Source organism: Nostoc sp. UHCC 0302 (assembly GCF_038096175.1).
Classification (GTDB): domain Bacteria; phylum Cyanobacteriota; class Cyanobacteriia; order Cyanobacteriales; family Nostocaceae; genus UHCC-0302.
Genome location: NZ_CP151100.1, coordinates 173,254 through 198,016, shown reverse-complemented (window position 1 = coordinate 198,016; position 24,763 = coordinate 173,254). Strand labels below are relative to the sequence as shown.

At 38.4% G+C, this 24,763-nt stretch carries 20 protein-coding genes and 6 pseudogenes; 12 read left to right on the top strand and 14 right to left on the bottom strand.

From position 1 onward, the window contains the following. Window positions 1-121: 121 nt before the first annotated feature. The 3 genes from WKK05_RS37405 to WKK05_RS37395 all read right to left on the bottom strand — a co-directional run bounded on the left by WKK05_RS37405 (window position 122) and on the right by WKK05_RS37395 (window position 2,611). Window positions 122-1,078: a ParM/StbA family protein gene (locus tag WKK05_RS37405; protein WP_341531313.1), complete on the bottom strand. Its 957-nt coding sequence runs from the start codon at window positions 1,076-1,078 to the stop codon at window positions 122-124. A 446-nt stretch (window positions 1,079-1,524) separates the two neighbouring features. Continuing rightward, a complete protein-coding gene (locus WKK05_RS37400; RefSeq protein WP_341531312.1) occupies window positions 1,525-2,052 on the bottom strand; it encodes a hypothetical protein in 528 nt (175 codons plus the stop codon). Window positions 2,053-2,089: 37 nt separating this feature from the next. Continuing rightward, complete coding sequence (locus tag WKK05_RS37395) at window positions 2,090-2,611, bottom strand: hypothetical protein (protein ID WP_341531311.1); 522 nt, start codon at window positions 2,609-2,611, stop codon at window positions 2,090-2,092. Between the two features lie 225 nt (window positions 2,612-2,836). Between WKK05_RS37395 and WKK05_RS37390 the strand changes: the two genes are divergently transcribed. Together WKK05_RS37390 and WKK05_RS37385 are read left to right on the top strand one after the other, a co-directional pair. Further along, window positions 2,837-3,526: a ParA family protein gene (locus WKK05_RS37390; protein WP_341531310.1), complete on the top strand. Its 690-nt coding sequence runs from the start codon at window positions 2,837-2,839 to the stop codon at window positions 3,524-3,526. Next, window positions 3,523-4,509: a ParB/RepB/Spo0J family partition protein gene (locus WKK05_RS37385; RefSeq protein ID WP_341531309.1), complete on the top strand. Its 987-nt coding sequence runs from the start codon at window positions 3,523-3,525 to the stop codon at window positions 4,507-4,509. Before WKK05_RS37390 ends, WKK05_RS37385 begins: the two co-directional genes overlap by 4 nt. Before the next feature lie 341 nt (window positions 4,510-4,850). Here WKK05_RS37385 and WKK05_RS37380 read toward each other — a convergent pair whose 3' ends face one another. Further along, window positions 4,851-5,597 carry a DUF2786 domain-containing protein gene (locus WKK05_RS37380; protein ID WP_341531308.1) on the bottom strand — a complete coding sequence of 249 codons (747 nt, stop codon included), beginning with the start codon at window positions 5,595-5,597 and terminating at the stop codon, window positions 4,851-4,853. Between the two features lie 179 nt (window positions 5,598-5,776). Here WKK05_RS37380 and WKK05_RS37375 point away from each other — a divergent pair, with 179 nt between their 5' ends. Together WKK05_RS37375 and WKK05_RS37370 are read left to right on the top strand one after the other, a co-directional pair. Then, window positions 5,777-6,031: a TIGR03643 family protein gene (locus WKK05_RS37375; RefSeq protein WP_341531307.1), complete on the top strand. Its 255-nt coding sequence runs from the start codon at window positions 5,777-5,779 to the stop codon at window positions 6,029-6,031. A gap of 150 nt (window positions 6,032-6,181) precedes the next feature. Further along, window positions 6,182-6,625, top strand: coding sequence for a thioesterase domain-containing protein (locus tag WKK05_RS37370; protein ID WP_341531638.1), 444 nt, complete (start codon window positions 6,182-6,184; stop codon window positions 6,623-6,625). A gap of 107 nt (window positions 6,626-6,732) precedes the next feature. Here WKK05_RS37370 and WKK05_RS37365 read toward each other — a convergent pair whose 3' ends face one another. The 3 genes and pseudogenes from WKK05_RS37365 to WKK05_RS37355 form a co-directional block, all read right to left on the bottom strand. Then, window positions 6,733-7,269 carry a hypothetical protein gene (locus WKK05_RS37365; protein ID WP_341531637.1) on the bottom strand — a complete coding sequence of 179 codons (537 nt, stop codon included), beginning with the start codon at window positions 7,267-7,269 and terminating at the stop codon, window positions 6,733-6,735. Window positions 7,270-7,287: 18 nt separating this feature from the next. Further along, window positions 7,288-7,842: a GNAT family N-acetyltransferase gene (locus tag WKK05_RS37360; RefSeq protein WP_341531636.1), complete on the bottom strand. Its 555-nt coding sequence runs from the start codon at window positions 7,840-7,842 to the stop codon at window positions 7,288-7,290. Window positions 7,843-8,162: 320 nt separating this feature from the next. Beyond that, a pseudogene (locus tag WKK05_RS37355) lies at window positions 8,163-9,062 on the bottom strand (DUF6596 domain-containing protein); the annotation flags it as partial. Between the two features lie 103 nt (window positions 9,063-9,165). Here WKK05_RS37355 and WKK05_RS37350 point away from each other — a divergent pair. After that, window positions 9,166-10,309: pseudogene (locus tag WKK05_RS37350) on the top strand (IS4 family transposase). Between the two features lie 143 nt (window positions 10,310-10,452). After that, window positions 10,453-11,595: an IS4 family transposase gene (locus WKK05_RS37345; protein WP_341531640.1), complete on the top strand. Its 1,143-nt coding sequence runs from the start codon at window positions 10,453-10,455 to the stop codon at window positions 11,593-11,595. A gap of 20 nt (window positions 11,596-11,615) precedes the next feature. Here WKK05_RS37345 and WKK05_RS37340 read toward each other — a convergent pair. Both WKK05_RS37340 and WKK05_RS37335 read right to left on the bottom strand, forming a co-directional pair. After that, window positions 11,616-11,981, bottom strand: a pseudogene (locus WKK05_RS37340) (sigma factor); the annotation flags it as partial. Window positions 11,982-12,017: 36 nt separating this feature from the next. Further along, window positions 12,018-12,962, bottom strand: a complete 945-nt coding sequence (locus WKK05_RS37335; RefSeq protein WP_341531635.1) for a transposase — start codon at window positions 12,960-12,962, stop codon at window positions 12,018-12,020. 163 nt (window positions 12,963-13,125) lie between these two features. Between WKK05_RS37335 and WKK05_RS37330 the strand changes: the two are divergent. The 3 genes and pseudogenes from WKK05_RS37330 to WKK05_RS37320 all read left to right on the top strand — a co-directional run bounded on the left by WKK05_RS37330 (window position 13,126) and on the right by WKK05_RS37320 (window position 15,787). Beyond that, window positions 13,126-14,612, top strand: a pseudogene (locus WKK05_RS37330) (IS1380 family transposase). 417 nt (window positions 14,613-15,029) lie between these two features. Continuing rightward, window positions 15,030-15,341, top strand: a pseudogene (locus WKK05_RS37325) (nuclear transport factor 2 family protein); the annotation flags it as partial. Window positions 15,342-15,376: 35 nt separating this feature from the next. Further along, on the top strand, window positions 15,377-15,787 hold the full coding sequence (locus WKK05_RS37320) for a VOC family protein (RefSeq protein WP_341531634.1): 411 nt from the start codon (window positions 15,377-15,379) through the stop codon (window positions 15,785-15,787). A 445-nt stretch (window positions 15,788-16,232) separates the two neighbouring features. On the opposite strand, the gene WKK05_RS37315 is transcribed toward WKK05_RS37320, so the two are convergent. The 4 genes and pseudogenes from WKK05_RS37315 to WKK05_RS37300 all read right to left on the bottom strand — a co-directional run bounded on the left by WKK05_RS37315 (window position 16,233) and on the right by WKK05_RS37300 (window position 21,886). After that, window positions 16,233-17,072 carry an SWIM zinc finger family protein gene (locus WKK05_RS37315; protein ID WP_341531633.1) on the bottom strand — a complete coding sequence of 280 codons (840 nt, stop codon included), beginning with the start codon at window positions 17,070-17,072 and terminating at the stop codon, window positions 16,233-16,235. Window positions 17,073-17,077: 5 nt separating this feature from the next. Then, a pseudogene (locus WKK05_RS37310) lies at window positions 17,078-18,634 on the bottom strand (DEAD/DEAH box helicase); the annotation flags it as partial. A gap of 35 nt (window positions 18,635-18,669) precedes the next feature. Then, the gene (locus WKK05_RS37305; protein ID WP_341531632.1) at window positions 18,670-19,977 is read right to left on the bottom strand and encodes an IS4 family transposase; all 1,308 of its coding nucleotides are present in this window, start codon (window positions 19,975-19,977) and stop codon (window positions 18,670-18,672) included. Window positions 19,978-20,239: 262 nt separating this feature from the next. After that, on the bottom strand, window positions 20,240-21,886 hold the full coding sequence (locus WKK05_RS37300) for an SNF2 helicase-associated domain-containing protein (protein WP_341531631.1): 1,647 nt from the start codon (window positions 21,884-21,886) through the stop codon (window positions 20,240-20,242). Window positions 21,887-22,154: 268 nt separating this feature from the next. Between WKK05_RS37300 and WKK05_RS37295 the strand changes: the two genes are divergently transcribed. Continuing rightward, complete coding sequence (locus tag WKK05_RS37295; protein ID WP_341531630.1) at window positions 22,155-22,436, top strand: hypothetical protein; 282 nt, start codon at window positions 22,155-22,157, stop codon at window positions 22,434-22,436. A 24-nt stretch (window positions 22,437-22,460) separates the two neighbouring features. Then, a complete protein-coding gene (locus tag WKK05_RS37290) occupies window positions 22,461-22,637 on the top strand; it encodes a hypothetical protein (RefSeq protein ID WP_341531629.1) in 177 nt (58 codons plus the stop codon). A gap of 43 nt (window positions 22,638-22,680) precedes the next feature. Here WKK05_RS37290 and WKK05_RS37285 read toward each other — a convergent pair whose 3' ends face one another. Then, window positions 22,681-23,163, bottom strand: coding sequence for a hypothetical protein (locus tag WKK05_RS37285; protein ID WP_341531628.1), 483 nt, complete (start codon window positions 23,161-23,163; stop codon window positions 22,681-22,683). Window positions 23,164-23,620: 457 nt separating this feature from the next. Here WKK05_RS37285 and WKK05_RS37280 point away from each other — a divergent pair, with 457 nt between their 5' ends. Continuing rightward, complete coding sequence (locus WKK05_RS37280) at window positions 23,621-24,619, top strand: IS630 family transposase (protein ID WP_341531590.1); 999 nt, start codon at window positions 23,621-23,623, stop codon at window positions 24,617-24,619. Window positions 24,620-24,763: the final 144 nt, after the last annotated feature.

The window sequence follows — 24,763 nt, the reverse complement described above, 5'->3', positions numbered from 1 at the left end:
TCGCTGGAGGTTTAAGCAGGAGTTTATCGGCTCCCGAAGCTGCCTTCGGGGCGTAAGGCGAACATTGGGTGGTGGATTGCCCAATTCAGTGATTCACCAATTCCGTATTCTTCTGTATTACTTACTTGAGAGCAGGAACTGGATTTTTACTCAGGATGGCTTTTGCCATTTCTAAGAGTCCATTCGCATTAGCTTCCACCGGGTTGTCACGGATTTTGAACCCATTCTTCTCTAGTAGCTTCTTAAATCCAGGTAAGAGGCAGCCTCCACCAATCGCCCAAATCTCATCTCCCGTGTGCTTGGCATCAAGTGTCATGCTTACTGGTTTTTTTAAATATTTGTCGTACCAATCTTTCAGACAAGCGCCGTAAACATCTCTAATATCGATGTCACGGCTGTACTTGGTATGCCCCATTTCCAGACAATATCGAATTTTGGCTGCGTCCCCAATCTTTCCCCCATTTAAATGTTTCATCTTTTGGGCAATATCTTCGATGAGAACTTCTACGCCTGCGGGGAAGGGGGTATGTACTTCTCGCTTTCCTTTGCTATAACGAGAATAGAGAGTTGTACCATTGCCAAAATCCAAAACGGTTAATTTTGGCGGGAGTTGCTGCCCGAACAATGCACCCATTCCCTCTGGTACAACTTTAAGGACTTCTATCTTCACGTCGGATTCTTTGCCAGCAAGGATTGGTTGGTATTCTCCGTTTAGGACTTGTTGCAACTCCTCTGCTAAACCAACATCATGTAAGCTGACGACTAACTTGAGATGCCAAGCCTTACGGTGTGGTAGATGTGCTAATGCACCTAATAATGTCAACAGCGCATTATTGATTTTGTTTTCATTACTATCTGTGTTGCGGTCAAAATGATGACCTGTACGGAAAGCAGATTCTCCAACAGTGTAAGCATTACCGTTAAAAATAACTCGTCCGGGGACATCTTCCATGTCTGCCGTAGAAATATAGCTGGGGACACGAACGACTTCAAAGCCATCGACTAAAAGTTTTAGACTCCCGTAGCCATTATCGAAGCCAGCAGGAAATATTCTTTGCAACGTGTGAATGTTCGACATAGAGATCAAATCAAGATAAGAGAGTAAGAGAGTAATTCAATAACCAAACGCGTAATTATTTTTTCAACACGGTAAGGTCAACAGAGTTATTTAAGTCGAGAGAATTTTTGGAGTAATCAAATGACGATTAATAACTTGATTACTGATTAATGTTTCAAGAGCTTATCATAAACCTCTTAGGTGTCAAGTGGGGTACAAATTATTATCTCAAAGAAGATACCCTAAGAAGCCGCCACATATACCCTATATAGGTGCTAAACTGTCATCAAATTTCTAAATAAGGCTTAGGGTACATATAGCACCCATATATACCCCATCAGGAATTTACGAAATAAATAGACTGTGCATTAGCTAAAATTTTTTGCTTTGATTAATAAATTAGTAGCGGTTCTCATTTCCTCCCTACTGGACTGCCGAAATCGCAGCTATCTAGAATTGAATAATATTTATTTCTCAATGCTGCCTATGGGTTCAGCTTTTTCCACCGAATTATCGTCTACTCCCAAAGTCAACTGCAAAGCCTGTCGTGTTGGGTAAGCTTTCACTACCTGTCGATAAACATCATAATTAGTTGGTAGCGTTATTTTTTGGTCGCCCACTTGATAGCTGATCTGATACTTTTCGGCTTTGAGTAATTCTGGTTTGCTTGCTTGTGATTGGGGCTTTTTACGCTGTTCGACTTCATCAATGCTCGGTCGTGGGGGTAAAGTTGGCCACCATAATCCTCGCTCATCTGGGCCAATCACTTCTCCATTCGGTTTCAAGCCATTACGAGTTAATAAAGATTTAGTAGCGAAGGTTTCTAAGCGCGGCGATGGGTCATTAGTTAGTGAGTCAGCATATTTCACTTGCCAACTATAACTCGTCGTTGCTGTAGCTTCATACTGCTGAGTCGTAACATTGGTACAACTGGTTAATGTCAGTGCTGCCAAGACAGTCACTACTGATAATTTCAAAAATGTTTGTTGTTGCATTACCCTTTTTTTAATTTCAGGTGATCGCTCCAATCATCTATCTCCAAGGTGAAGGTATAGCTGTTGTCGAAATTACTTCCCTTGCTTGCAACCTAATCGCTGTTTGCTCACAATTGGGACATTTAACTTTCGCCAGAATCACTGAAGGCCGCCCTTTGTACTCGCCCATTACAGGTTGCCCGGTGTACTCGCTAATTATCCCCTGTTTGCAGTGATAGCACTCGAAGATAATACGCCCCACCTCCGAATTACAATCCAGGAACTGTACGTGCTGGCAAGGTTCTGGCGGTAATTCTGGTTCTTCGGGGCGATCTTGAAAGGGTATATAAGGTTTGGTTGCTGGTGGTGAATCTATTTTTTTCTTGTTGCGCTTACCAGCCGCCTGTGGCTCAACTTTTAGTGGCTCTGAGGGGTTTTCATCAACAGAGGCATGACCGGGCTGCTGCTCGGTTGTGAGTTCTCCCAGCAACTTGTCATCAGCCGGAGTAGGGTGAAATTCAGGAATTTGGTTGCTAGACTTTGGCTGTTGTGATTTAGATGGACGCTGGGTAGATTTCATTAGTATTTCTGTTAAAGCCTTTACTTCTATTTTTTATTTAACCAAAACGTTTTGGTTAACTTTATTTTTATTCCTTTTTTTTGAATCAGTGATAACATCAAGCCATGTATTTTCGTCAATTAACTTATTTCAATAATAGGTACTCTACTAAGTACCCGAAAATTATCTAAGAAATGACAATTCTATGAAGACTAATACAATTGTTGCAAAGTGAGAATTGCTCCTATGGCAAAATCCAAACCTACGAAGACTACGACTAAATCTGAAAAGCTTCCTAAAATTTTGGCATTTGCTAACCAGAAAGGTGGAGCAGGTAAATCAACAGGAGCAGTTCATGCTGTTGATTGGTTTACCCAGATGGGACATTCCACTATCTTAGTTGATGCAGATGGGCAGGAAAGCTCATCAAGTTGGTTGAAGGATCTGAACTTGCCTTGCAAGGTCATTGGTGATCCAGAGGTTTTATTTGACGAACTTCCAAAGTTAGCAGAGTCTTATGATGTTGTAATTGTTGATGGCCCAGGAAATGCAAGCGAGGTGACAAAAGCAATTTTGATCCGTTCTAATTTAGTACTTATTCCTTGCAGGGACTCCATGATCGATTTAGCAAGTACAGGCAAAATTGTACAATTTGTGCGTCAAGCAAAGGAGATTCGAAGAGGGCTGCCAATAGCAGCGCTTTATCTGAACGCAGTAAAAGACAACACGATTTTGTTACGAGAAGCTAGAGAAGCTTTGCAAAGCGGTATTATACCTTTGCTTAATACTACCCTTCCTGATCGTCAATGTATTAAGGACGCACCAGGACAAGGTAGTACAGTATTTCGTATGAAGGGAGAAGCTCCTAAAGCGGCGGCAAGTGCTTACGTCAAAATCCTAACAGAAGCTTTAAAGTTATTTGAATCAGAATCATGAATCGACGAAAACTTAAGGATAATATTGCTAACAATGAAGAACTGAACTTCGTCTTTGGACAAGCCACTACTCAGGAATTTGTACAAATAGCAGAAGTAGCTCAAGAACAAATCATTCCGCACAACGCAATTGTTTGTACATTCACATTTATTCCAGATGGTAAACCAGTTCGGCATTACTATGATTTAGAAGAGCTACAACAATGGGCGCTAAATGATATTCAACCCAATGGAATTCGTTCTCCTATATGGGTACGTCCCCATCCCACTCAACCTGAAAAATATGAACTAGTTGCAGGACTTCGACGATTAAAAGCAGCAGCAATAGCAAAACTGGAAAACGTACCAGTCAAGATTTTTGATTGGGATGATCGTACTGCTTTTTATGCCGCAATATCAGAAAATACAAATCGCCGTGATTTCAGTGCTTTAGAGGAATTAGACAATACTTTGCGAGTGCTTGAAATTCAACTGGGATACGAAACTGAGCAAGTTGTTAGTTTTCTTTACCGAATGAACAACGCCACAAAAAATACTGTTAACCAAAACGTTTTGGTTAGTCAAGAAGCTAAGCTTGTTCGACAGGTATTTGATTCATTTGGGCGAATTACTTGGCAATCATTCGTTGCAACTCGACTTCCCTTATTTAAAAAACCAGTAGAGATATTGAATTCTATTCGCCAAGGTAAAATTCATTACACTAAAGGAATTTTGATTGCTAGTGTCAAAGATAAAGACAGCAGACAAAAACTTTTAGAAGAAGCTATAAGCACTTCCCTTAGCCTTTCTGAAATTAAGCAACGAGTTAAAGTATTGAACGGTAGTAAAAAGGCACTATCTGAGTCAGAACCTGTAAGCCTCAAACAACGTTTAACTAACACGATTGAGGTGGCAAAAAAAAACAAGATGCTTTGGAGCGATCCGAAAAAAACTCAACAGCTAGAGAATCTGCTTAGTCAGCTTGAAGCGATTGTCAGAAATTGAACACAGAACTGGACTTAGTAGTAAGACAAGAGCAATAAACTTAAGCAGTATCCCGATTGCAACGCACTATGACAAACCCACTAGTAACATTCTGGGTACAGTTTATCTAGCTATCTCTATGATCTAGCTTAGTTAATAATACGCGCTAGCAAATGAACTAACATTGCAATGTAATCGCTATTTAGATAAATCCGTCGGCAGTCAGGTGAAATGATAACTCAATTAGTACGCCCGAAATGTACGGCTTACCATTGAAGATACTCCTCACGTGACTAATGATTAAATGGCAGAACTCAAGCCTTGGATTCATAACTCGAAGATTGTCATTGATGAAAAAACTTTTAGCTTGGCAAATACCGTTGCCTGTTGTCTGGAACCTGTTTGTGAAGCGAAACAGAATCAGCAGCGGACTGTCCTGCCTCGAATCCGTCAAATGAACCCCAAGAGGGTTTAAGAGTTCCATGCTTTAATTTGAGGTTTCGTGAGGTGTAAGCTTTGAGTTCTGCTTCTAGCCTTTCATATAGTGAGCGCACAACTATTGCTGTCACTTGCTCTGATTCAGAGGTGGCAGCTATACCCTCTCTTTTTTGCCGTTCACTGTTTTCAATAATTCTCACAGCAAGTCTATTTGCTGCACCCAATTTGAAAGCATTTTGGAATTTGCGTAGGCTTTGCCCGCCGCAGGCATCACCCTTTGTTTGCTTTGCTAATCGCTCTATAGTTTCCATCAAGTACTCAAACTGAATTCTGGCAGAGGCGATATTAATGGGTCGTCCCAAAATGATTAATTGTAACCCATGATGATTTTTGCGCGTAAAATCAAAGCAATAATTAGCCTGACATACTCCTGCCATTAAAATAACTTTCCACGATACAAGCCTTTGCCATTCAAAAACAATTTCTTCTTGCACCTGTTGTGCTTTGGAATCACCCAAGTCTGCCAAGGATAAATTGTGCCGGGTTAGCATTTCTTGTGCTTTGGCAAAAGCTGCCATTGCCTCTGCTTCATTAGGAGATTGAGATAGTGCTAAGAGTTTTTTGATTTTGTCAGCAACTTTCTCCAGTTCTGATAGTTCAGTTACATTCATAGTAGTTATGATAATTGTCTAGTTTGAAATCAGTAAACTGAATAAAAATTATGACATCAACTCAACAACTAAGCATCTAAATATAGAAAACATAGCTATGAGTCTTGCTATTTACAGGCTGTAACGAACTCTAAGAAAGACTTTCAAAGAAAACTAGTTAAATAAAGGCTACAAAAGAAATGAAATTACCTGAACTGAATTCTGAAACGATTGATCGCATTATTGAAATGGCATGGGAAGATAGAACGCCTATGGAAGCTATCGAATCTCAGTTTGGACTGCTTGAGAAACAGGTAATTGCTTTAATGAAGCGTGAAATGAAAAAATCTAGTTACCAAATGTGGCGAGAGCGAGTTAACAAACGTACAACAAAACATCTAAGCAAGCGAGAATTTATTGCAGGTAGATTCAAGTCACATAACCAAAAAACATAAATGAGTGATTAACCAGAAATTAGAAGATAAAGAAGAGGGTTAAAAGCTTGATTATAATAAATACTCAAAATCAACTTTGCAATGTTAAGCCGACTATAATTTTACCTGAAGCAGATTATTTTAAAATTAGTTGATCTCAAAAAAGTAAGTATGATTTTGACAGAAGTTGAAGAATATCTTCATCAACACATACCAATTTCTAAGCAAATGGCGGTGTCAGTAGTTTCAATTGATGAAACTGGGATAATTTTATCAGCACCGTTGTTACCGAATATTAATCATAGTAGTACCGTATTTGGTGGAAGCATATCGACTTTAGGAATTTTATCAGCTTGGACTTTAGTTAATGTTCGACTTCAAGAGTTATCAATAAAAAGCCGGATTGTAATTAAAAGCAATACAGTCAAATACTTAAAGCCTATTGAAGGAGATTTCCAGTCACATTGTATATCTCCAGTCCAACAAAACTGGCAGCAGTTTGTGGAGGGATTATCTAATACAGGAAAAGGTAAAATTATTCTAAATGCAGATATTATATATGTTGGGATTTGTGCTGCAAAATTTGAGGGAGAGTATGTTGCATTGAAATTATAAATTTAGGTTAGAGTTCTAGTTACCAATTGGCAATGGCAATAGTTGATTAACTTTTATCAAATTAATAATATAAAAAAATACTAATCCTTTCAATTAAATTTCTAAATTTATGCCGAAATTCTTTCAATGGACACTTGATGCATAATTTGCTCTTTTAAACAATCAGCAGCAACGGCTGCAATAGTTTCCCAATCTTCTTGTTTTAATAATAATCCAAGTAACTCTCTCAAGATTTCTCGATTCTCAATAAATTCTTGCTCATAAAGTTCATCTTTGACTAAAGTAGCGAGGATATATTTTCTCTCTTCTGGGTTAGGTAATCGGAATTTTTGAAGCAATCTCTCTTTAGCAGTTTGACAAGCAATTTTAGTAGCTGTTCCTAAATTCCAATTATTTAATAATAATCGCACTTCTTTATTTAAAGAAATACGTAAAGTTGTGAAACGTCCTAAAAGTTCGGGGTTGAGAATTAGCTCGCCAAATGCCGAACCCCAGTCTAATCCAGCACCAATGTTACTATTAACTTGCTCCTCATCCATAACAGCTTTTCGTAACCATTCTTCATCAAATAATAAATCTATTGAGTTTAGTGCATTTTCTTGATTCAAGGTACTTTCATTGTAATTAGGTTGTTGCTGAGCCATTTATTTACCTTTAATACCTTATGTGGGAGAACGACGAACTCCATATTCAAAATAAACTAAATCATCGTAATCTTCGTCTTCACCTAAATCAATCATGCCTTGGGATTCATAAAATTTTTCTACCCCTGGTAATGAATGTAAGCCAACTCGTCCCTCATAACCTAGTTCAATGCTACGGGTTCTGGCAAATGCCAAGAGTACGCTACCAACACCTTTAAGCCGTGGTGGACGTTGGAGAATTTGCCGATTACTTGGTGCAGAAGCAATACCATCAATATATACTAACCGCTTACCTTCAACCAGTCTTGAACCATGCATTTGAGTTTCAATCAGCATCAGACCTTGAGTTTCGCCTTCATACTCAATTGCATAGCCTTCACGATTTGGTTGCCTGTTAATCACAAATTGAAGTTTAAACTCCCAGTCCCAAAATTTATCTTCTTGTTCGTACAATGTTAATTTGTCTTTCCATCTGGAAATATAATCATCGACGTGCTTTTGTGCAAGTTTTACTAAATCTGCTTCCACAATTATGTTATCTTGACCGCGAATTAGTCTTACCTCTATTCGCATTCCCCTAAAATCATGTGCCTAATTGTTTTACCATAAATAGCTACATCCTTTATTATGTAGTCATTTTAGGATATCCTGTCTCCTGGCAAGGTTTTTATGCTGACCTTGCAAATGGAATTGTCAATTGAAATCGCAGACTGAAGTAATAAGTGTGTGGTTCTTCAGTAATAACCTTATCACCCTTGTGTTGTCCGAGCTTCCGCATCACCAAGTCGTAGAATGTCTCCCCAAAAAAATCATATACTGAGAGATAAATGTGGTCGATTCTTTTTAGAATTGTGTGGGGTAGTTTACTCCATGCCTGCACAAGATATACCTAGTCAATAATTTGTACCTGTGTCCGGCGATGCTGGACATTGGGACTGAACTTCGCGCAGGCGATGCTCCAAAAAGCGACGTTCGCTGTCATTAGTGACCAGCGCGAGGGCTAGCGTGTAGCTCTGTGCAGCTTCTTGGTAGGCTCCAATACGGCGTAGTAGCTCGGCACGCGCAGCGTAAAATAAATGGTAGCCATCAAGCTGGGAGGCAAGCCCATCAATGAGTCCAAGCGCCGTTTGAGGACTGTCTACCATTGAGATTGCCACCGCACGGTTGAGCGATATGATTGGTGAGGGCTGTAAGCGTTCGAGCAAATCATAGAGGCGGACAATCTGCAACCAGTCTGTTTCTTGCGCCCGTGTTGCCTGACAATGTAGTGCTGCGATCGCTGCTTGCACTGCAAATGGGCCAGTTCCGCCCCGCAGTGCCTCCTCGACCATTGGCAGTGCCTCAGAAATTTGCTGTTGGTTCCAGCGACTACGATCTTGATCTTCGAGCAAGACAAGATCGCCAGCTTCATCAAGACGGGCATCGCGGCGCGAGTCGTGCAGTAACATCAGCGCAAGGAGTGCAGTCACTTCTGCTGGTGGCTGTGGTGCCATCAACATCCTTACGAGGCGACCTAGGCGAATAGCTTCTGTACAGAGGTCAGCTCTCACCATTATCTCGCCTCTTGTCGCTGCGTAGCCTTCGTTGAAAATGAGATAGATTACTGTCAACACTGCCTCTACCCGTACAGACAGCTCGGCCATGTCTGGCACTTTATAGGGAATACCTGCATCACGAATCTTGCGCTTGGCACGCACCAGCCGTTGCGCCATCGTTGCCGTGGGTACGAGAAACGCCCGCGCAATTTCATCCGTCTCAAGTCCGCCCAGCATCCGCAGTGTCAAAGCAACCTTGAGGGGGGACGAAATACCCTGAAATAGATACAGGGTAATGAGTGTAGCAATTTATGGTAAAACAAAAAGAGCATTCATTCGCAATAAGCTCTATTTAATGATAATATTACCGGAATTCTACGAGACACACCTCAAGCGAGAACTTGGACGTACTGAATACTTATTACTAAAACTCCTCATTTATTTATTACAATCTATTAAAACTGTTAGCCTTGAGGCGCTAGCGACTGCTTTACCAATACCAATACTATTTGAAAGTAGAAGGAGAAGGATTCAGCGGTTTTTATCTTTAAATTACATCAATATTGAAGAGATTTGGTTTCCCATAGCTAGAAGTTGGCTAGAAATAAATTTCCCCTTAAATGAAGTTATTTATTTAGTAATTGACCGGACTAACTGGGGGTGTATTAATCTGTTAATGATTAGTGTGGTTTGGGATAAAAGGTCTATCCCAATATATTTTAAGCTATTAGACAAATTGGGTTCAAGCAATTTTGATGAACAAGAAGCAGTATTCAAAAAAGCATTGCCGCTTTTTAATAATTATAAAACTGTTGTGTTAGGAGACCGCGAATTTTGTTCAATAAAGCGCCGCTTTCTGGCTCACAGAGCAGAAAGTATATTTCTGTTTACGCTTAAAAAAGGACGCATTTATAGAAATAGAACCAGAAATTTGGCTGCAACTAAGAGATTTGGGTTTAGCACCTGGTCTTTCCTTTTTTTACCAAGGTATTAAATATACTAAGTCTCAAGGGCTTGTTAGCTTTAATCTTGCTGGTAAATGGAAACGTAAACGTTTTGGAGTTGCGCCGGAGGAAGGTTGGTTTATCCTGACTAATTTAGATGATTTAGATTCGGCTATTAAGGCTTATAAACAACGTTTTGACATTGAAGAAATGTTTAGAGATTTTAAGAGTGGTGGTTATAACTTAGAAGATACTAATGTATCAGGACAAAGGCTAATTTCCCTAATATTATTAATTTCACTTGCATACACGGCTGCAACTATATCTGGTCAAAAAATTAAACGTATGGGTATTCAAAAATATGTTGGACGAATTAAAGAATCTGGGCGGACAGTTCGTCGTCATAGTAGTTTTTATATTGGATTATATGGGTCTAACTGGGTCAATTTCATGGAAAATTCTTATGAATTGGTGGCTGAGTTAATGAGACTAGCTCCTAATAAGCGTAAGTATTATCAACAAGGAGAAAGGGCTATGAGGCTTATTTTATCTGCATCCTAGCCCTTTTTGTCCCCCCTCAAGCAAAGCAACCTGCGCCCTTGAGGGGATACAAAATACCCTGAAATAGATTCATGGCAAGTAGTGTAGCAATTTATGGTAAAACAAAAAGAGCATTCATTCGCAATAAGCTCTATTTAATGATAATATTACCTGAATTTTACGAGACACACCTCAAGCGAGAGCTTGGACGTACTGAATACTTATTACTAAAACTCCTCATTTATTTATTACAATCTATTAAAACTGTTAGCCTTGAGGCGCTAGCGACTGCTTTACCAATACCAATACTATTTGAAAGTAGAAGGAAAAGAATTCAGCGGTTTTTATCTTTAAACTACATCAATATTGAAGAGATTTGGTTTCCCATAGTTAGAAGTTGGCTAGAAATAAATTTTCCTTTAACTGAAGTTGTTTATGTAGTTATAGATCGGACTAATTGGGGATGCATTAATTTATTAATGATTAGCGTAGTTTGGGACAAGAGGTCTATTCCAATATATTTTGAGCTATTAAATAAGTTGGGTTCAAGCAATTTTGATGAACAAGAAGCAGTATTTAAGAAAGCATTACCGATTCTCAAGGATTATAAAACTGTAGTGTTAGGAGACCGGGAATTTTGTTCGATAAAGTTGGCTAACTGGCTCGCAGAGCAGAAAGTCTACTTCTGTTTACGCATAAAAAAAGATGCTTTTATAGAAATAGAACCAGAAATTTGGCTGCAATTAAAAAATTCAGGTTTAGCACCTGGACTTTCTTTCTTTTATCAAGGTATTAAATATACAAAGTCTACAGGATTTATTAGCTTTAATCTTGCTGGTAAATGGAAACGTAAACGTTTTGGAGTTGCGCCGGAGGAAGGCTGGTTTATCCTAACTAATTTAGATAGCTTAGATTCGGCTATTAAGGCTTATAAACAACGTTTTGATATTGAAGAGATGTTTAGAGATTTTAAGAGCGGTGGGTATAATTTAGAAGATACTAATGTATCAGGTCAAAGGCTAATTTCCCTAATATTATTAATCTCACTTGCATATACGGCTGCAACTATATCTGGTCAAAAAATTAAACGCATGGGTGTTCAAAAATATGTAGGCAGAATTAAAGAATCTGGAAGAACAATTCGCCGTCATAGCAGTTTTTATATTGGATTATATGGGTCTAACTGGGTCGATTTCATGGAAAATTCTTATGAATTGGTGGCTGAGTTAATGACACTAACTCCTAATAAGCGTAAGTATTATAAACAAGGAGAAAGAGCTATGAGGCTTATTTTATCTGCATCCTAGCCCTTTTTGTAGCCCCGCAAGACCTGCGCCTCAATGGACAATGCGGGATGACAGCAAGTGAAGATCAACCGCAGCCGATCATCTGGAATTTCATCGCTGTCGTAGGTTGGCTCCTGGCTCATTGGGATTAACCCAGATGCAGTGTACCATTCTAATTTTTCTGTTAGCCGCGTCCGGCGTCGCAGGCGATCAATGGCTTTGTATCGCGCTGCTTTAATAATCCACGCACAGGGGAGATCGGGAATACCTGTAGACTGCCACTGATTCACCGCAGCACTAAAAGCTTCTTGTGCCGCCTCTTCAGCCACATCGAAATCCCCAACCAGCCCCATGAGCGTGGCAACAATCCGACCCCACTCGGCGCGATAAATGGAGGTGATCGCGATTTTTACTAGAACCTACGCATTGACACAGAACTGATACTATGCAGACAAGGTTAATTCTTGCGTTAGGTGTGACAAGATAAAGTCACGAGCCACTTGAAGAGATAAATTTCTTTGGATTTCATACCAATTTTCAATTAACTCTTCTGCCCGCATTAATTCTAATTGTGTAAAAGCTCTGATAGCACTAAAAAAATGAGTTTTAATTGCCTCAGTTGTTCTCACCATAAAATGACCTATACCACATACTTGTTTAATAGCTCTGTGGTAACACTCAATTCCCCAATGTATCGAATGTAATTCCTTAAATTCTTTTATAGAGATTGAAAAGAGTGCGTCCTTTTCAGAAAGGTACATAATGTAATATCTGTAAGCTTCTCTTCGAGACGCTACGCGAACGTTTTTGAAACTTCTCCGAAATACCTTCACCTGACCAAAATTTTTCAGATATACTATTAAACCCGATTCGGGGATTTCTAGATTTTGAACTTGAGCGAAATTCTTACCATCAACTGAACATGAACGATTTTTTGCTATGCCAGTTAAAAACCCCAATCCCTTGTCTCTAAAGAACTTTAGGTTTTTCTGGCTCGAATACCAACTGTCAGTAGTTACTGTTTTTGGACTTAATCCCCAAGTCATAACCTCCGCAATCATCTCTCGTAAATAATCATTTTTAGTCTTGTTCTCCTGTTTGTTATAAATGCGATAATTTATCGGTACAGACTTACCTGATAAATCCGTGTAATATAAGGTAATTAACTGAATTCCTTTGACGGCGCGATGATGCCTTCCTGAATAATAGTAACCAATTAATTCTGTTATTTTTGGATCACTATGAGGCTGATCAATTACTGTATCATCTCCGCTTAAAGTACCTCCAATTAAATTGATATTTGCCTTAATTTCTTCAAATAAGTCCTTGGGTTCGTACTGCTCACGTAGCAAAAATCTATTGACGCTATCATGAGACAAATCTTTCATTATTTCTGCCAGACGTGTGCAACCTGGATACTTTGATTCTGCTAGTAGAAACAGAGTATAAGTATTCAGGTCACATTTACCCGGATTTCTCACAAAGCCGGAGAAAAGAGGAGTCAAAAACTGCCAAAATATCTATTGCACATGAATTCCAGCAGTTTTAAGCATGACCCCTCAGAAAACAGATTGTATACCGGAACAGTTCAAATTTGAACAAGTTAAATCATGTCCAGTCGTAGTTAATTTCAAGGGTGAGAGGGTAACATCAGATGCAGGATTGACTTTAATTGCGGAGCTAGACCGAAAAAGAGAAATTACATCGCGAGTAGCAAGATGTTTTAAAGATTACCGAGATTCCAATAGAATTGACCATTCAGTAGAAAGCCTAATCACGCAGAGAATATATGGTTTGATAATGGGTTATGAAGACTTAAACGACCACGAGGAACTGCGTCACGATCCAATGTTTATCCTGGCGCTAGGGAAAATAATGGGTTCAGAAAAAGAACTACCAGTCCTAGCAGGTAAAAGCACTTTAAATCGTATCGAACACTGTCCAGAAACTGTTGAATCAAGAGCATCAAGTCGATATCATCGCATTGGACATGATGCAGAAGCTATAGAGAAATTATTAGTTGAAATATTTTTAGAATCCTACTCCAAAGCACCACGACAGATAATTTTAGACTTGGACGTGACTGATGATTTAGTGCATGGCAATCAAGAAGAAGTGTTTTTTAACCCTTATTATAGAGGATATTGTTATGCTCCACTTTATATTTTCTGCGGTAAACATTTAATTGCAGCAAAGCTTCGTGCTTCTAATGTAGATCCAGCGTCGGGTGCATTATCAGAATTGCAACGAGTAATAAAACTAATACGTTTACGTTGGGATAATGTGAAAATTATTGTACGTGGAGATAGTGCGTATTCGAGAGAAGATATTATGAGTTGGTGTGAATCTCAAGTTGGAGTAGATTATGTCTTTGGGTTAGCCCAGAATAGTCGGTTAATTCAACTATCCCAACCAACCCAATACCGGGCTTATCTTGAATATTCGCAAAAACTGGAAACTGTAGTAGAGTTTTTTGAAACTTTATTTACTCCGTCAGATGACTTGAAAAAACAAGCAGCAGCCTTTGTTGATAACTCAGTTTGGTATTGTTCGCTTGATTATAAAACTTTAAAATCTTGGAGCCGTAATCGCCGTGTTGTCTCAAAAATTGAGTATAGTAAGTCAGGGGTAAGTACTCGTTTTGTTGTCACTTCACTCCCTACTAAATTAGTGCCTCCAGGACGACTTTATACCCAGAAGTATTGCCCACGAGGTGATATGGAGAATCGTTTAAAAGAACAGAAGTTATCACTAAAAAGTGATAGAACTAGTACTCATACATTTGCTGGAAATCAACTACGTCTGTGGTTTTCTTCTGTTGCTTATATTTTGATAAACGCTCTCGAGAGCAATGTTTAACAACAAGCGAACTCAAAAATGCTACTGTTGGAACTGTTCGTACAAAGTTACTGAAATTGGGAGCCGTTATTACTGTTAATAGCCGATATATTTTAATCGCTATTAGTAGAGATTGTCCATACAAGAATATTTTTGCAACAGCTTACAGCTATTTATCTCGGCTAAACTGTTCTGGTTGATTTTCAGCTAATTGGAATTATAGTTATTAGCTTTAACTTGGGTAGATTTCATTGATTTAACCCTAGCTTTAGGCTGTCTATTTATCATTTTCAATAATCTTTGCTTTAGTATTTATTGTTTAGAATGTATCATATTTGTCTTTGTAGTTTCGGTTTACACGTTGTCATAATCTGTTGTTGATTATAGTTTAGTGTTGTATAAAATAATTTACTTTAAGTTTTACTCATCTCAATGATTTTTTCTCACTTGTGAGAAATCCGGGATTTAGCGGTTGATGGTTTAGTAATTGCTCTGATTGTCCGAACCCTAAACACAGACAGGTAAATTATCTGTTTTTCATGCCTCTATCAGCTAGCGATCGCTGATATTTTTCTACATTCTCTTTATGCACTTTTCGTTCTGTTTGTCAATGCGTAAGTTCTACTCCATTCCAAACAAACGGGAAAGAAGCGTTACGCCAAATGTGGCCAGAATGCTTGCCTTATTTCCCGGACTCCTTTGAGATAGAAACACGAGACCTCAACATTACAGTCAATGACGACTTGGCGGTTGCCCACTGGCTCTCACACTTTACAGCAATGGAAGTAGAGCATCCGGCAATGCAAACATGGATGCGGATCACTGCTGTTTGCCAGCATAATCAAGGCGAATGGCAGATTCTACATGAACATATCTCTGTTCCATTTGATCCACATACCTCTCAAGCCGTATTCACGCTCAACCCATGAATTAACTCAATCATGAAGTAATCAAAACAACACACATGAAAATCAATTCTTATCTCAATTTTAACGGCACCTGTGAAACGGCATTCAAATTCTACGAACAATGTCTAGGCGGCAAAATCGTGATGATGCTCACTCATGGGGATGCTCCTACAGCAGAACATATACCTGCCGATTGGCATGACAAAATTATGCACGTCTGCCTTGAACTAGGCGATCGCCTCTTGATGGGGTCTGACAGCCCGCCTGGGTATTTTGAAACACCCCAAGGCTTCTATGTACAAATCAGCGTTGACGAGCCAGCAGAAGCAGAACGTGTCTTCTATGTCCTGGCAGAAAAAGGAAAAGTGAAGATGCCGATTGCTCAAACCTTCTGGTCTGTTCGCTTTGGGATGTTGGTTGATCAATTTGGTATTCCCTGGATGATCAACTGCCAGGAGACTGCTTGACTTGTTAGAAAGCGCTTACGGGTATCTCCTCTCAACTCAAACCTCAGCACTTTAATTCAAAGTTTTAGCAGCTTTTTCTGTTTGTATGCGTTGTTTAGATTGCGGTATAAACCGCGATTGATTTTTTACTTGAGCAACACCGATTATTGATATTACTAAGTCAATGAGAAATACTATCTGCAAATTGTGATTGGCTCTAATAGATTTATTTATGTTGTAGCAAATCATTGCGTTGGCACTTTCAAAAAATAGGGCTGAGAGATAACTCAAAGGAAATTGATTTACACCCTTTTTTACAGACTCTCCAGGCGCAAGTCACCTTGTATATAAGTTTAAAGTTTAAAATATCACTGTCACAGTACTTAAGTCAATGTCAAAAGAACTTAGCTAAGCGATGGGACATAAGCCGCAATTACTTTTATTGCCTTAATTACTATATAAGAATTTAAATCAAGTTCTGATTTTTGGTTTTCACTCGCTGATAGAGTTCTTCCATCGTTTCAATAAAGGAAGCATCATTATGCCAAAAATCAGGAAAATCACCTTGTTTTTTAATTAAAATTGCTGAGACACTGCTTATAGGTGCAACTTCTATAGTTGAGGGTAAGCGCTTTGTCCCTAACCAAAACTCCCTAGCATTTGGCATTTGGCTAAGAGATTGCTTTTCTAGTTTAGTGTAAAGTGAAGTAGAGGAGTCTAAAGCAATTTCTTTAGCATTTAGTTCTTCAGATAAAGCTTTCCCCAAGGGAGACTCAGCTAATTTAGACTGAAGTTCTGCTTTTGATAATCCCCGTAATTCAAATAACAAAAAAGGATTATTATCAAGTTGTGAGGCTACTAAATAGTAAACTCCAGCAATATGTTTGCAGGGATTAGCATAATCTGGACAAGAACATTTGGTTTGAAAGTCCTTACTACTATGAGGTAATAAGTGCAGTCCTAAAGCGGAAAAAGTATCTTCAATATTTTCTGGAACTTCATTTAGTAAAAGACGAGAGACAATGCTAGCTTTAGATGAAAGTTTTGGGATGACTTGACTCCAACGCGTATTGGAAATTGGTGTAATCTCAATTGTTATATTGTAAGTTGGTTCTTTATAAACTCCAAAGTAGGGGTTAACTGAACCTTTGACTTTAGCAGTAATTTTATTTAGCTCAATTTCAAAGCTTTTTACCTTGCCGCCGCTAGCATAAGAACGTCCTCTTTTGAGTCGGTTATCATCAGTAAAAGCTTCTAGTGCTTGAATAAAGCGATCGCCCCACCAAGTCCGGCTGAATTTCGCCATATTATTTACTCCAAAATAGCGCTCTTGTTCAATGATATCAATTGCTGAAAGGCTTCGTTATCTAACTCTGTTAGCCATGATTCATCGTTGCCTACAACAGCAGAAGAGAGCTTTTTCTTATCTTCAATCATTTGGTCAATTCTTTCTTCTAAAGTTCCAATAGCAACAAATTTATGAACAAAAACATTTTTCTTTTGCCCGATACGGAAAGCACGGTCAGTTGCTTGGTCTTCAACTGCTGGGTTCCACCAACGGTCAAAGTGAAAGACATGGTTGGCTTTAGTAAGAGTAATGCCAACACCACCTGCCTTTAATGAAAGTATAAAAACAGATGGTTCTGTATTCGGGTCTTGAAACTCAGTAATCATTTGTTCCCGACGCGGACGACTAGTGCCACCATGCAAATAATAAGCATTACAATGTAAATTGTGTTTTATATACTTGAGTATGTTATCACCCACCTCAGTAAATTGACTAAATATAAGTAAACTTTCTCCTTCGGAAATTGCTTCTTCTACCATAGATACTAAACGACTGAGCTTGTGGGAACGCTCAGGGGAGAATTCACTTCCATCTTGGAGAAACTGTGCTGGATGGTTACAAATCTGCTTGAGTTTCATTAGGGTGGAAAGAATCAATCCTTTGCGTTGAATGCCCTCTGTTGATTGCAATTGTTTTTCTACATCTAGGACAACTACTTCATAAAGTGACGCTTGTTCTTTAGTCAAGTTAGTGTAGAGCTTTTGTTCAACTTTATCAGGTAAATCATTGATGATAGATTGATCCGTTTTGACTCTACGTAAAATTAAAGGCTCTACGAGCTTTTTAAGAATAGTTGATTTGGCTGGGTCATTGTCTTTTTGAATTGGAGTCTCGAAAGATTTACGAAACTGCGCCTCTTTACCTAAATAACCGGGATTGAGAAAGTTAAAAATTGACCACAAATCCAGTAAGCGGTTTTCTACAGGAGTACCTGTTAATGCCAGTCTGTGTTTCGCTTTTAATTTGAGAATAGCTTTGGTTTGGGCTGCTTTCGGATTTTTAATATTTTGTGCTTCATCCAATACTAAGCGTTGCCATTCAATACTACCTAGTAACTTCTCATCTTTGCGAGCTAAGGAAAAAGAGCTAATTACGATATCATGTTGTAGACAGGCAGCTTTGAAATCTACGGAATTTTGTAATCTTGTGCTGCCATGATGTACCATTGCTTTCAAATGAGGCGCAAACTTGGCAATTTCTTTGTACCAGTTGCCAACTACGGAAGTAGGTGCAATTAATAGTGTTGGGAAGTGAGACTGTTGTGCATTTTTCTCCTGCACTAATCGGGCAATAACCTGTGCCGATTTTCCTAATCCCATATCGTCCGCTAAACAACCATTTAATCCTAAACGTTCCAAATACTCAAGCCAAGAAACACCGCGTTTTTGATATTCTCGGAGAGTGCCTTGCAGATTATCAAGTTGACCAATCGGTTCTAAGCGACTTTTATCTTGTAGTTTCCAGAGCAAGTCTGCCAAAGTTTCATCATGTTCAATTTCCCATTCTTCTCCCACTTCAGCACCATCAGTGAGAGGTTAGAGTGATTGCACTTTTGTCAAGAGGGTGCGGGAAAAGGCGATAAATCCAGCTTGGAGACTGGTTTTCGCAGGGCTTTAACTACTCCTAAATCTTGATTTTCTTTGGCAGCGAAGTACTTAATTGGGTCATCCGCCTTACCTTTATCATAGGCGACACTAAAATGATATAAACCACGAAAAATCATCTCTAAAGAAATGCGGTCAAATGGCAAAGATAATTCGTCTGCAACCGCATCTCCCAAGTCAACCAATACTGCATAAAAGAGCCAAGTTGCCCACACTTGTAACTTCACACCATTAATAGAACCAGTCCATAAATATGACAGTCCCAATAAACGCTTGACCACGTAAAAAGCTTCTTCAACTCTCCATCTTCGGCGATATAAATCTGCGACAACGTAAGGAGGTAAGATTTGTGGGTCGAGGACAGAAGTAATATAAGAATAGCTAGTTTTACCAACCTTAATTTCTATTAAACGTAAAGTAAGCACTGGTGCACCACGACGAACAGTTCCAAGTTGAATCAATCGGTCTTTAACTGAATGGTCATAGCTGAAAATTTTTAAGTACTTAATAGATGCTTTGGCTTTTAAACGAGTAATAAAATGAACTTCTTGGTTAATGAGTTGTTGTAAAAAGTGGAAATGATAAAAACCTCTATCAAGTAAGATCAGAGTTTTAGCAGGTAGTAGTTTCAGCAATGGAGCTTCAAAGTTAGTTTCTGATGCAGCAGGATTAGTGTGAAACCAAACTTCAATAGGTAAGCGATTGACTAAATCAATAACTGTACAAATCTTTCCTGCTAATTGACCTGTTTTCAAGTCTTCTAGGCTTTTTAGCTTTCGGAATAAGGCTTCTAATGTAGACCCGTCAGCTATCCAAATTCGTTCAAAATTAAGAAGTGCAAATTTAACACTATCAGGAAGTGGTCGCTTCAGCCGTCGTTGCCAATTAAGTTGTAACTGAGGTAGTAAATCTTTAAATACTCGCTCAAATAATTCAGATGGGAATACTAAAAATCTTTCAGAAAGAGATTGTTGAGCAATTATTCTAGAACGACACCACAATAAATCTTCTCTTGCTAAAAGCCTTGTTAATTCTTGAACTCCAGGAACTTGTCGCCACAATAAAGTTAATACTGCTGCTACCATGAAGGATAGGTTGATAATTCTATCTCGTAAACCTAACTGCTTATAGTATTTTTGTTGAGCAAAGATAGCTGGAGTTAGTAACTCTTCTAAATGCGACGCAATCGCTTCATTATCTATGGTAGGAGTATTATGCTTTTGCGCGTGGTCGGAGTTTCGTTTTGCAGCTTTGGGCATAGTAGTCAACAAGCACTTTTCATTACCGCATTTGATTACTGAATTTACAATAATAATGAAACTCACTTTTGAAAAATTTATTCTCTCGTTACAATACTTTTTTGCCTCACATTTTAGCCGTTAAAAACTTATAGATAATGATAATCAAATAGAGAGGAAGGAGGCGAGTGTCGCTCGCCTCCTTCCCCTCCCCCACGCACGATTATCATTTTCATTAAAGTTTTTTTGAGTATTTTAACTGATTGACAAAATTTACTTTATTCTAACCTCTCACCGATGCTTCAGCACTGCGTTGCAAAAACTCCAGTAAAGTCATTTGGGGTTGTTCATCCCCATGAGAGTGCCAAAATTCAATTAACTGTTGCATTTTCTCTCGGTCAAGTTCCATCCATTGACCGCGAAAATGCACTAAAGGAGCTTTAGCGTTAATCAGTTGTTCCCACTCCATAGGTGTGACAACTTGTTCTCCAATTGCTAATTCATGCTGATACTGCACCAGTGAATCTAAGCCGAAATAGCTTTTTGTTTCTCCCTTAGTTGCTGCTAGTTTACGAGTAGATGCTTTCAAACGAATTTTGGCACGACGACGACCAGCAGGAGTATACCAAGAAGGTACAATCACCTTAAATCCGGAATCTTCTAACACCCAAGCACTTTCTTTGAGGAAGTCGAACGCTTCTTCTAAAGTCAGCTGCATTGCTGTTGGGCGCTCTGTCTCTAACCCTTGCCACAGCTTAGGATACATTCGTGCTGCATACCCTAAATTTAACAACAAATTAGTTTCAAAATCTTTGCCAAAATTCTTATGTATACTAGTTTTAGTTTTTTGATTCCCTGTCCAGTAGTCAGTCAACGCCAGCTTGAAGGAAGGGTCTTGTTTGCTAGCTACTAAAAATTGAATCTGCCAATTGTCTATTTGTTCGGCGTTGGGGGAGTGCAACTGGAAGCAGAGATGAAAAGGTGAGTCAGCTTGGGTACGAGTAATTTTAGTTTTCCAAGCCAACCATTGCCGATATTCTTCTATGGCAGTATTTATTGTTAAAGGGTTATGCTGACGAGGATAAAAGCAATATTGAATCAGAGAATCAGCAATCTGTTTATCAAAAGCAGCTGTAGACGGCGTGTGAGTCACTAAATTATCAAGTACAAATTCTGAAAAGTGACGCAACAATGTTTCTTTACTAAAAAACTCGATATTCGGGCTATGTTTCGTTGCACCTGCCACACAAATGAGCGGCATATAGTCAACATAAGTTTGAATATTTGCTTCATATTGCTCGGAAATAATTTCCCAGGTAGCATAAATTTCCAGATTGGGCTGTGAGTTCTGTTGTTTACCTTTTTTATTAGTAGTTTTTTTCGGTAATAACTGACGATATTTTAGTGCGGGAATAAATTGGTCTTTAGTAATTACTTGTTTGAAAGCTTGAGAATAATGATACCAAAATAACAGGTCAGAACCCATTTGAAACGTCTCAGCATTGTATAGCGCTAAAAAATGAATATCCTTTAGCAACTTAATAACGTTCAGCGCTTGTTCATTTTTGGCGAGGGTAACGGTTTCATAAGTATCTACTTGCCAATATTGAAATGATTCATAGCTTTCTGGATACTCAATTTCTAAATACTTGATTAATTCTGGTGAGGGTAAGGGCTGATTATTGATAGTTGGCAAAGCAAAGTATTTAGCTCCTATGCGTTTGCTTAATTGAGTTGATGGTTCTTTAATTCCTAATTCCTGGACTAAAAAAGCGATTAATTCCTCTTGCCCCAAATGTCCCGGATGAATTCGTTGAGCATTAGTGCGGCTTTTTTTGAATGCGGAAGTTTCTACCCATAAGTAAAAAGACCCTGACTCAATAAAGCCAGTCTCCGTATTTGGTATCCAAGTGCCATGAAGGATTTTCATAGTTGGGATGTCTCTGGATTGTCTAGAAATGCTAGCGCTGCAAGAATTACTTTACCAAACACTGGTGTTCCACAAGCAGGTGCGAGCCACTACTTTTCTTGCTTCTCCCCTCAATGCGTTTTCTGTCTCTACCTCCTCATCGCCACCGCGGATACTCTAAGACCTTTTGAGCAAACGTAACATCAAGAGTATTTAGGCGATAATATCTAACACGCTTGTCCAATTCAACGGGACGGGATGAAATTACTCTCAACAAAAAACTTATAATATGAAAAAACTGTCTTTGATTCTCCCCTTAGCTATGCTAGCTTTTGGCAGCGTAGTTGTTAACAGCCAAGAAACCTCTTCACCCAACGCTTACACTAAATCTGTTACTCGTGAAGTTTTAGCGAGTGGTTATCCGACTGAAGATCAAAAGCAGGTTCTTGAGCTTGTACGTTATACCATCGCGCCAAGAGCAAAGCTACCTGCTCATACTCATCCGGGAATGCAGATTGAACGAGTAGAAGCGGGAACTTTAACTTATACTGTTGTGGAAGGAGAAGCTTAAGTAACAAAAGCTAACGGCAAAAAATTGATTGTTCAGCAAGGGAAAACTATACAGCTAACTGTTGGAGACTTTTTAGTTGAAACTGCTGGAATGATTCATTATGGGGAAAATCAGACAAACAAATCGGTTATTCTTTTGTCTGCTTCTTTATTCAATGCTAATCAACCCAAAGCTATTTTAACCAATCCTGAAAACAGATGAATTTGATAAGGGATTTCGGCTTGCATCAGGGGCATACGTTTAATTAAAATCTGCCTGTGAAAAATTCTTCAAAAAATGGATAAAATTTGTTCGCTAACAGCTCAAACTTTTCTCCAATACAATCAGGGCGAGCGATTTTATAACCTCTGCTATCGTACCAATCAGGATCTATCGTTGGAGAATAACACAGATAAGCCATGCCCTGTTTGTAATACCCAGATATAGTTAAAATATTTATTTTCGGCAAATAATTCAGTTGAAAATTTCCGATAGCACGGTTTCCACTTTTGAAAGTAATAGCCAAATTATTATCAACAATGTTTTGATAGTCTTGATGTAATGACTTTAAATAAATTTGTGGTACAACTAAAGCTGCGTGAACCTTGCCGATTTTTCGAGCCGATAACTGAAACTGAGTGTCGCTAAAAACTTGTCCAGCAATTTTAGTAACCTCTGTTTGGAAATCTATTTTTACCGTGTAAAGAAGTCTTTCTAAATCTATATTGAGCATAACTTCGTCTGTCAAAAGTAAATTTTTATTCAATAAATATTACATATTCAGCATCTAAAAGGTCTGCTTCAGTTGTACTGTCCTACAAAACATGGATTTAATTTAGTCTAGATTGCTCCAGGTAGTAAGTTAGTATTTATTTGAAAAATTAAGTTTAAAAAACTGACAAAGTTGCTGTTTACAAGGTTTAACCACCAATTCGTTATCTTTAGTCCAGCAACCAACTTGATAGTTAACCCAAATTTTTAGATAATATTAAACATTGGGCATACCACACTGTGTGGATTCTAGTCTTATGTGTCGCGTTTCGTTCTTGTTCTTCTTGCCGCTTCTGTTCCCTCTCTTGCCGTTGCTGCTGCCGATAATCCAATACTTTCTGTACAAACGCAACATTAAGTACTTAAGCAAAATTAATTTTATATTATGTAAATAGTAATTTAAAATATCTTCTGGTTGTCAATAAGGTCAAAAAATGCGATTTATTAAAGATTTAAATATTGATACAATCAAATTACTTAACAGAATATATAAACAAAGTTCTCATTATCAAGTAAAACAGAGAGCGCACTGTATTTTGTTGAGCTATAAAGGAAAAACAATTTCGGAATTGATGGAAATTTTTCAAGTCACTCGAGGAACCATATACAATTGGATGAATGATTGGGAAGAATACAGATTGTTAGGACTATATAATCGCCCAGGGCGAGGCAGGAAACCAATTTTTAATGAACTTCAAGAGCTCCAAATCAAAGAGTGGGTAAAACAATCACCAAAAAATTTAGGAAAAGTATTAGCTCAAATTGAAGAGCTCTGGGGAGTCAAAGTTAGTAAAGATACAGTAAAACGAATTTTAAAAAACTTTGAAATGACATGGAGGAGATTTAAAAGGGGATTAGCAGGAGAGCCAGACCCACTGGAATATAAGGAAAAACAGGAGGAACTCACTGTTCTAAAACAACAAGATAAATCTGGGGAAATTGATTTAAGATATTTAGACGAAACCGGATTTTGTTTAACACCTTATATACCTTATGGATGGCAAGAAAAAGGAGAAAATATTAAAATTGATAGTAGTCGTAGTCGTCGCCTAAATGTACTAGGATTAATGAATTGTGCTCAAGAATTAGATGCCTATATATTTGAAGGAAATGTTACAAGTGATGTCGTTATCTCTTGTCTTGATAAATTCGCTGGAAATCTTCAAATAAAAACCATTGTAGTTATGGATAAAGCGTCTTTTCACACAAGCAAAAAAATCCAGCAAAAAATTAGCGAGTGGCAAGAGAAGAAATTAGAAATATTTTGGCTACCATCCTACTCCCCTCAATTAAATTTAATAGAAATTCTCTGGCGTTTTATCAAATATGAATGGATAGAAATAGATGCATACTCTAGTTGGTCAAATTTAGTTAACTATGTTGAAAAAGTCATTCGAGATTTTGGAGAAAAATACATAATTAATTTTGCATAGATACTTATCAGTATTCAGCCGATAATACTTAACACGCTTACCGTCTTCCACAGAACGCGACTCTGTAGATACATCGCATGGCTCCTTTAAAGTAAAAAAAATCGAACGAAACAAATTTTTAATTTTATGCTCTATTTTTGGGCA

Excerpts from the sequence above, each read along its gene's own strand:
- WKK05_RS37315 (WP_341531633.1), bottom strand. The coding sequence starts at position 17,072 with ATGGCGAAATTCAGCCGGACTTGGTGGGGCGATCGCTTTATTCAAGCA.
- WKK05_RS37390 (WP_341531310.1), top strand. The coding sequence starts at position 2,837 with ATGGCAAAATCCAAACCTACGAAGACTACGACTAAATCTGAAAAGCTT.
- WKK05_RS37320 (WP_341531634.1), top strand. The coding sequence starts at position 15,377 with ATGAAAATCAATTCTTATCTCAATTTTAACGGCACCTGTGAAACGGCA.
- WKK05_RS37400 (WP_341531312.1), bottom strand. The coding sequence starts at position 2,052 with ATGCAACAACAAACATTTTTGAAATTATCAGTAGTGACTGTCTTGGCA.
- WKK05_RS37380 (WP_341531308.1), bottom strand. The coding sequence starts at position 5,597 with ATGAATGTAACTGAACTATCAGAACTGGAGAAAGTTGCTGACAAAATC.
- WKK05_RS37360 (WP_341531636.1), bottom strand. The coding sequence starts at position 7,842 with ATGCGAATAGAGGTAAGACTAATTCGCGGTCAAGATAACATAATTGTG.
- WKK05_RS37305 (WP_341531632.1), bottom strand. The coding sequence starts at position 19,977 with ATGCCCAAAGCTGCAAAACGAAACTCCGACCACGCGCAAAAGCATAAT.
- WKK05_RS37375 (WP_341531307.1), top strand. The coding sequence starts at position 5,777 with ATGAAATTACCTGAACTGAATTCTGAAACGATTGATCGCATTATTGAA.
- WKK05_RS37280 (WP_341531590.1), top strand. The coding sequence starts at position 23,621 with ATGCGATTTATTAAAGATTTAAATATTGATACAATCAAATTACTTAAC.
- WKK05_RS37365 (WP_341531637.1), bottom strand. The coding sequence starts at position 7,269 with ATGGCTCAGCAACAACCTAATTACAATGAAAGTACCTTGAATCAAGAA.
- WKK05_RS37335 (WP_341531635.1), bottom strand. The coding sequence starts at position 12,962 with ATGAAAGATTTGTCTCATGATAGCGTCAATAGATTTTTGCTACGTGAG.
- WKK05_RS37395 (WP_341531311.1), bottom strand. The coding sequence starts at position 2,611 with ATGAAATCTACCCAGCGTCCATCTAAATCACAACAGCCAAAGTCTAGC.
- WKK05_RS37405 (WP_341531313.1), bottom strand. The coding sequence starts at position 1,078 with ATGTCGAACATTCACACGTTGCAAAGAATATTTCCTGCTGGCTTCGAT.
- WKK05_RS37295 (WP_341531630.1), top strand. The coding sequence starts at position 22,155 with ATGAAAAAACTGTCTTTGATTCTCCCCTTAGCTATGCTAGCTTTTGGC.
- WKK05_RS37370 (WP_341531638.1), top strand. The coding sequence starts at position 6,182 with ATGATTTTGACAGAAGTTGAAGAATATCTTCATCAACACATACCAATT.
- WKK05_RS37300 (WP_341531631.1), bottom strand. The coding sequence starts at position 21,886 with ATGAAAATCCTTCATGGCACTTGGATACCAAATACGGAGACTGGCTTT.
- WKK05_RS37385 (WP_341531309.1), top strand. The coding sequence starts at position 3,523 with ATGAATCGACGAAAACTTAAGGATAATATTGCTAACAATGAAGAACTG.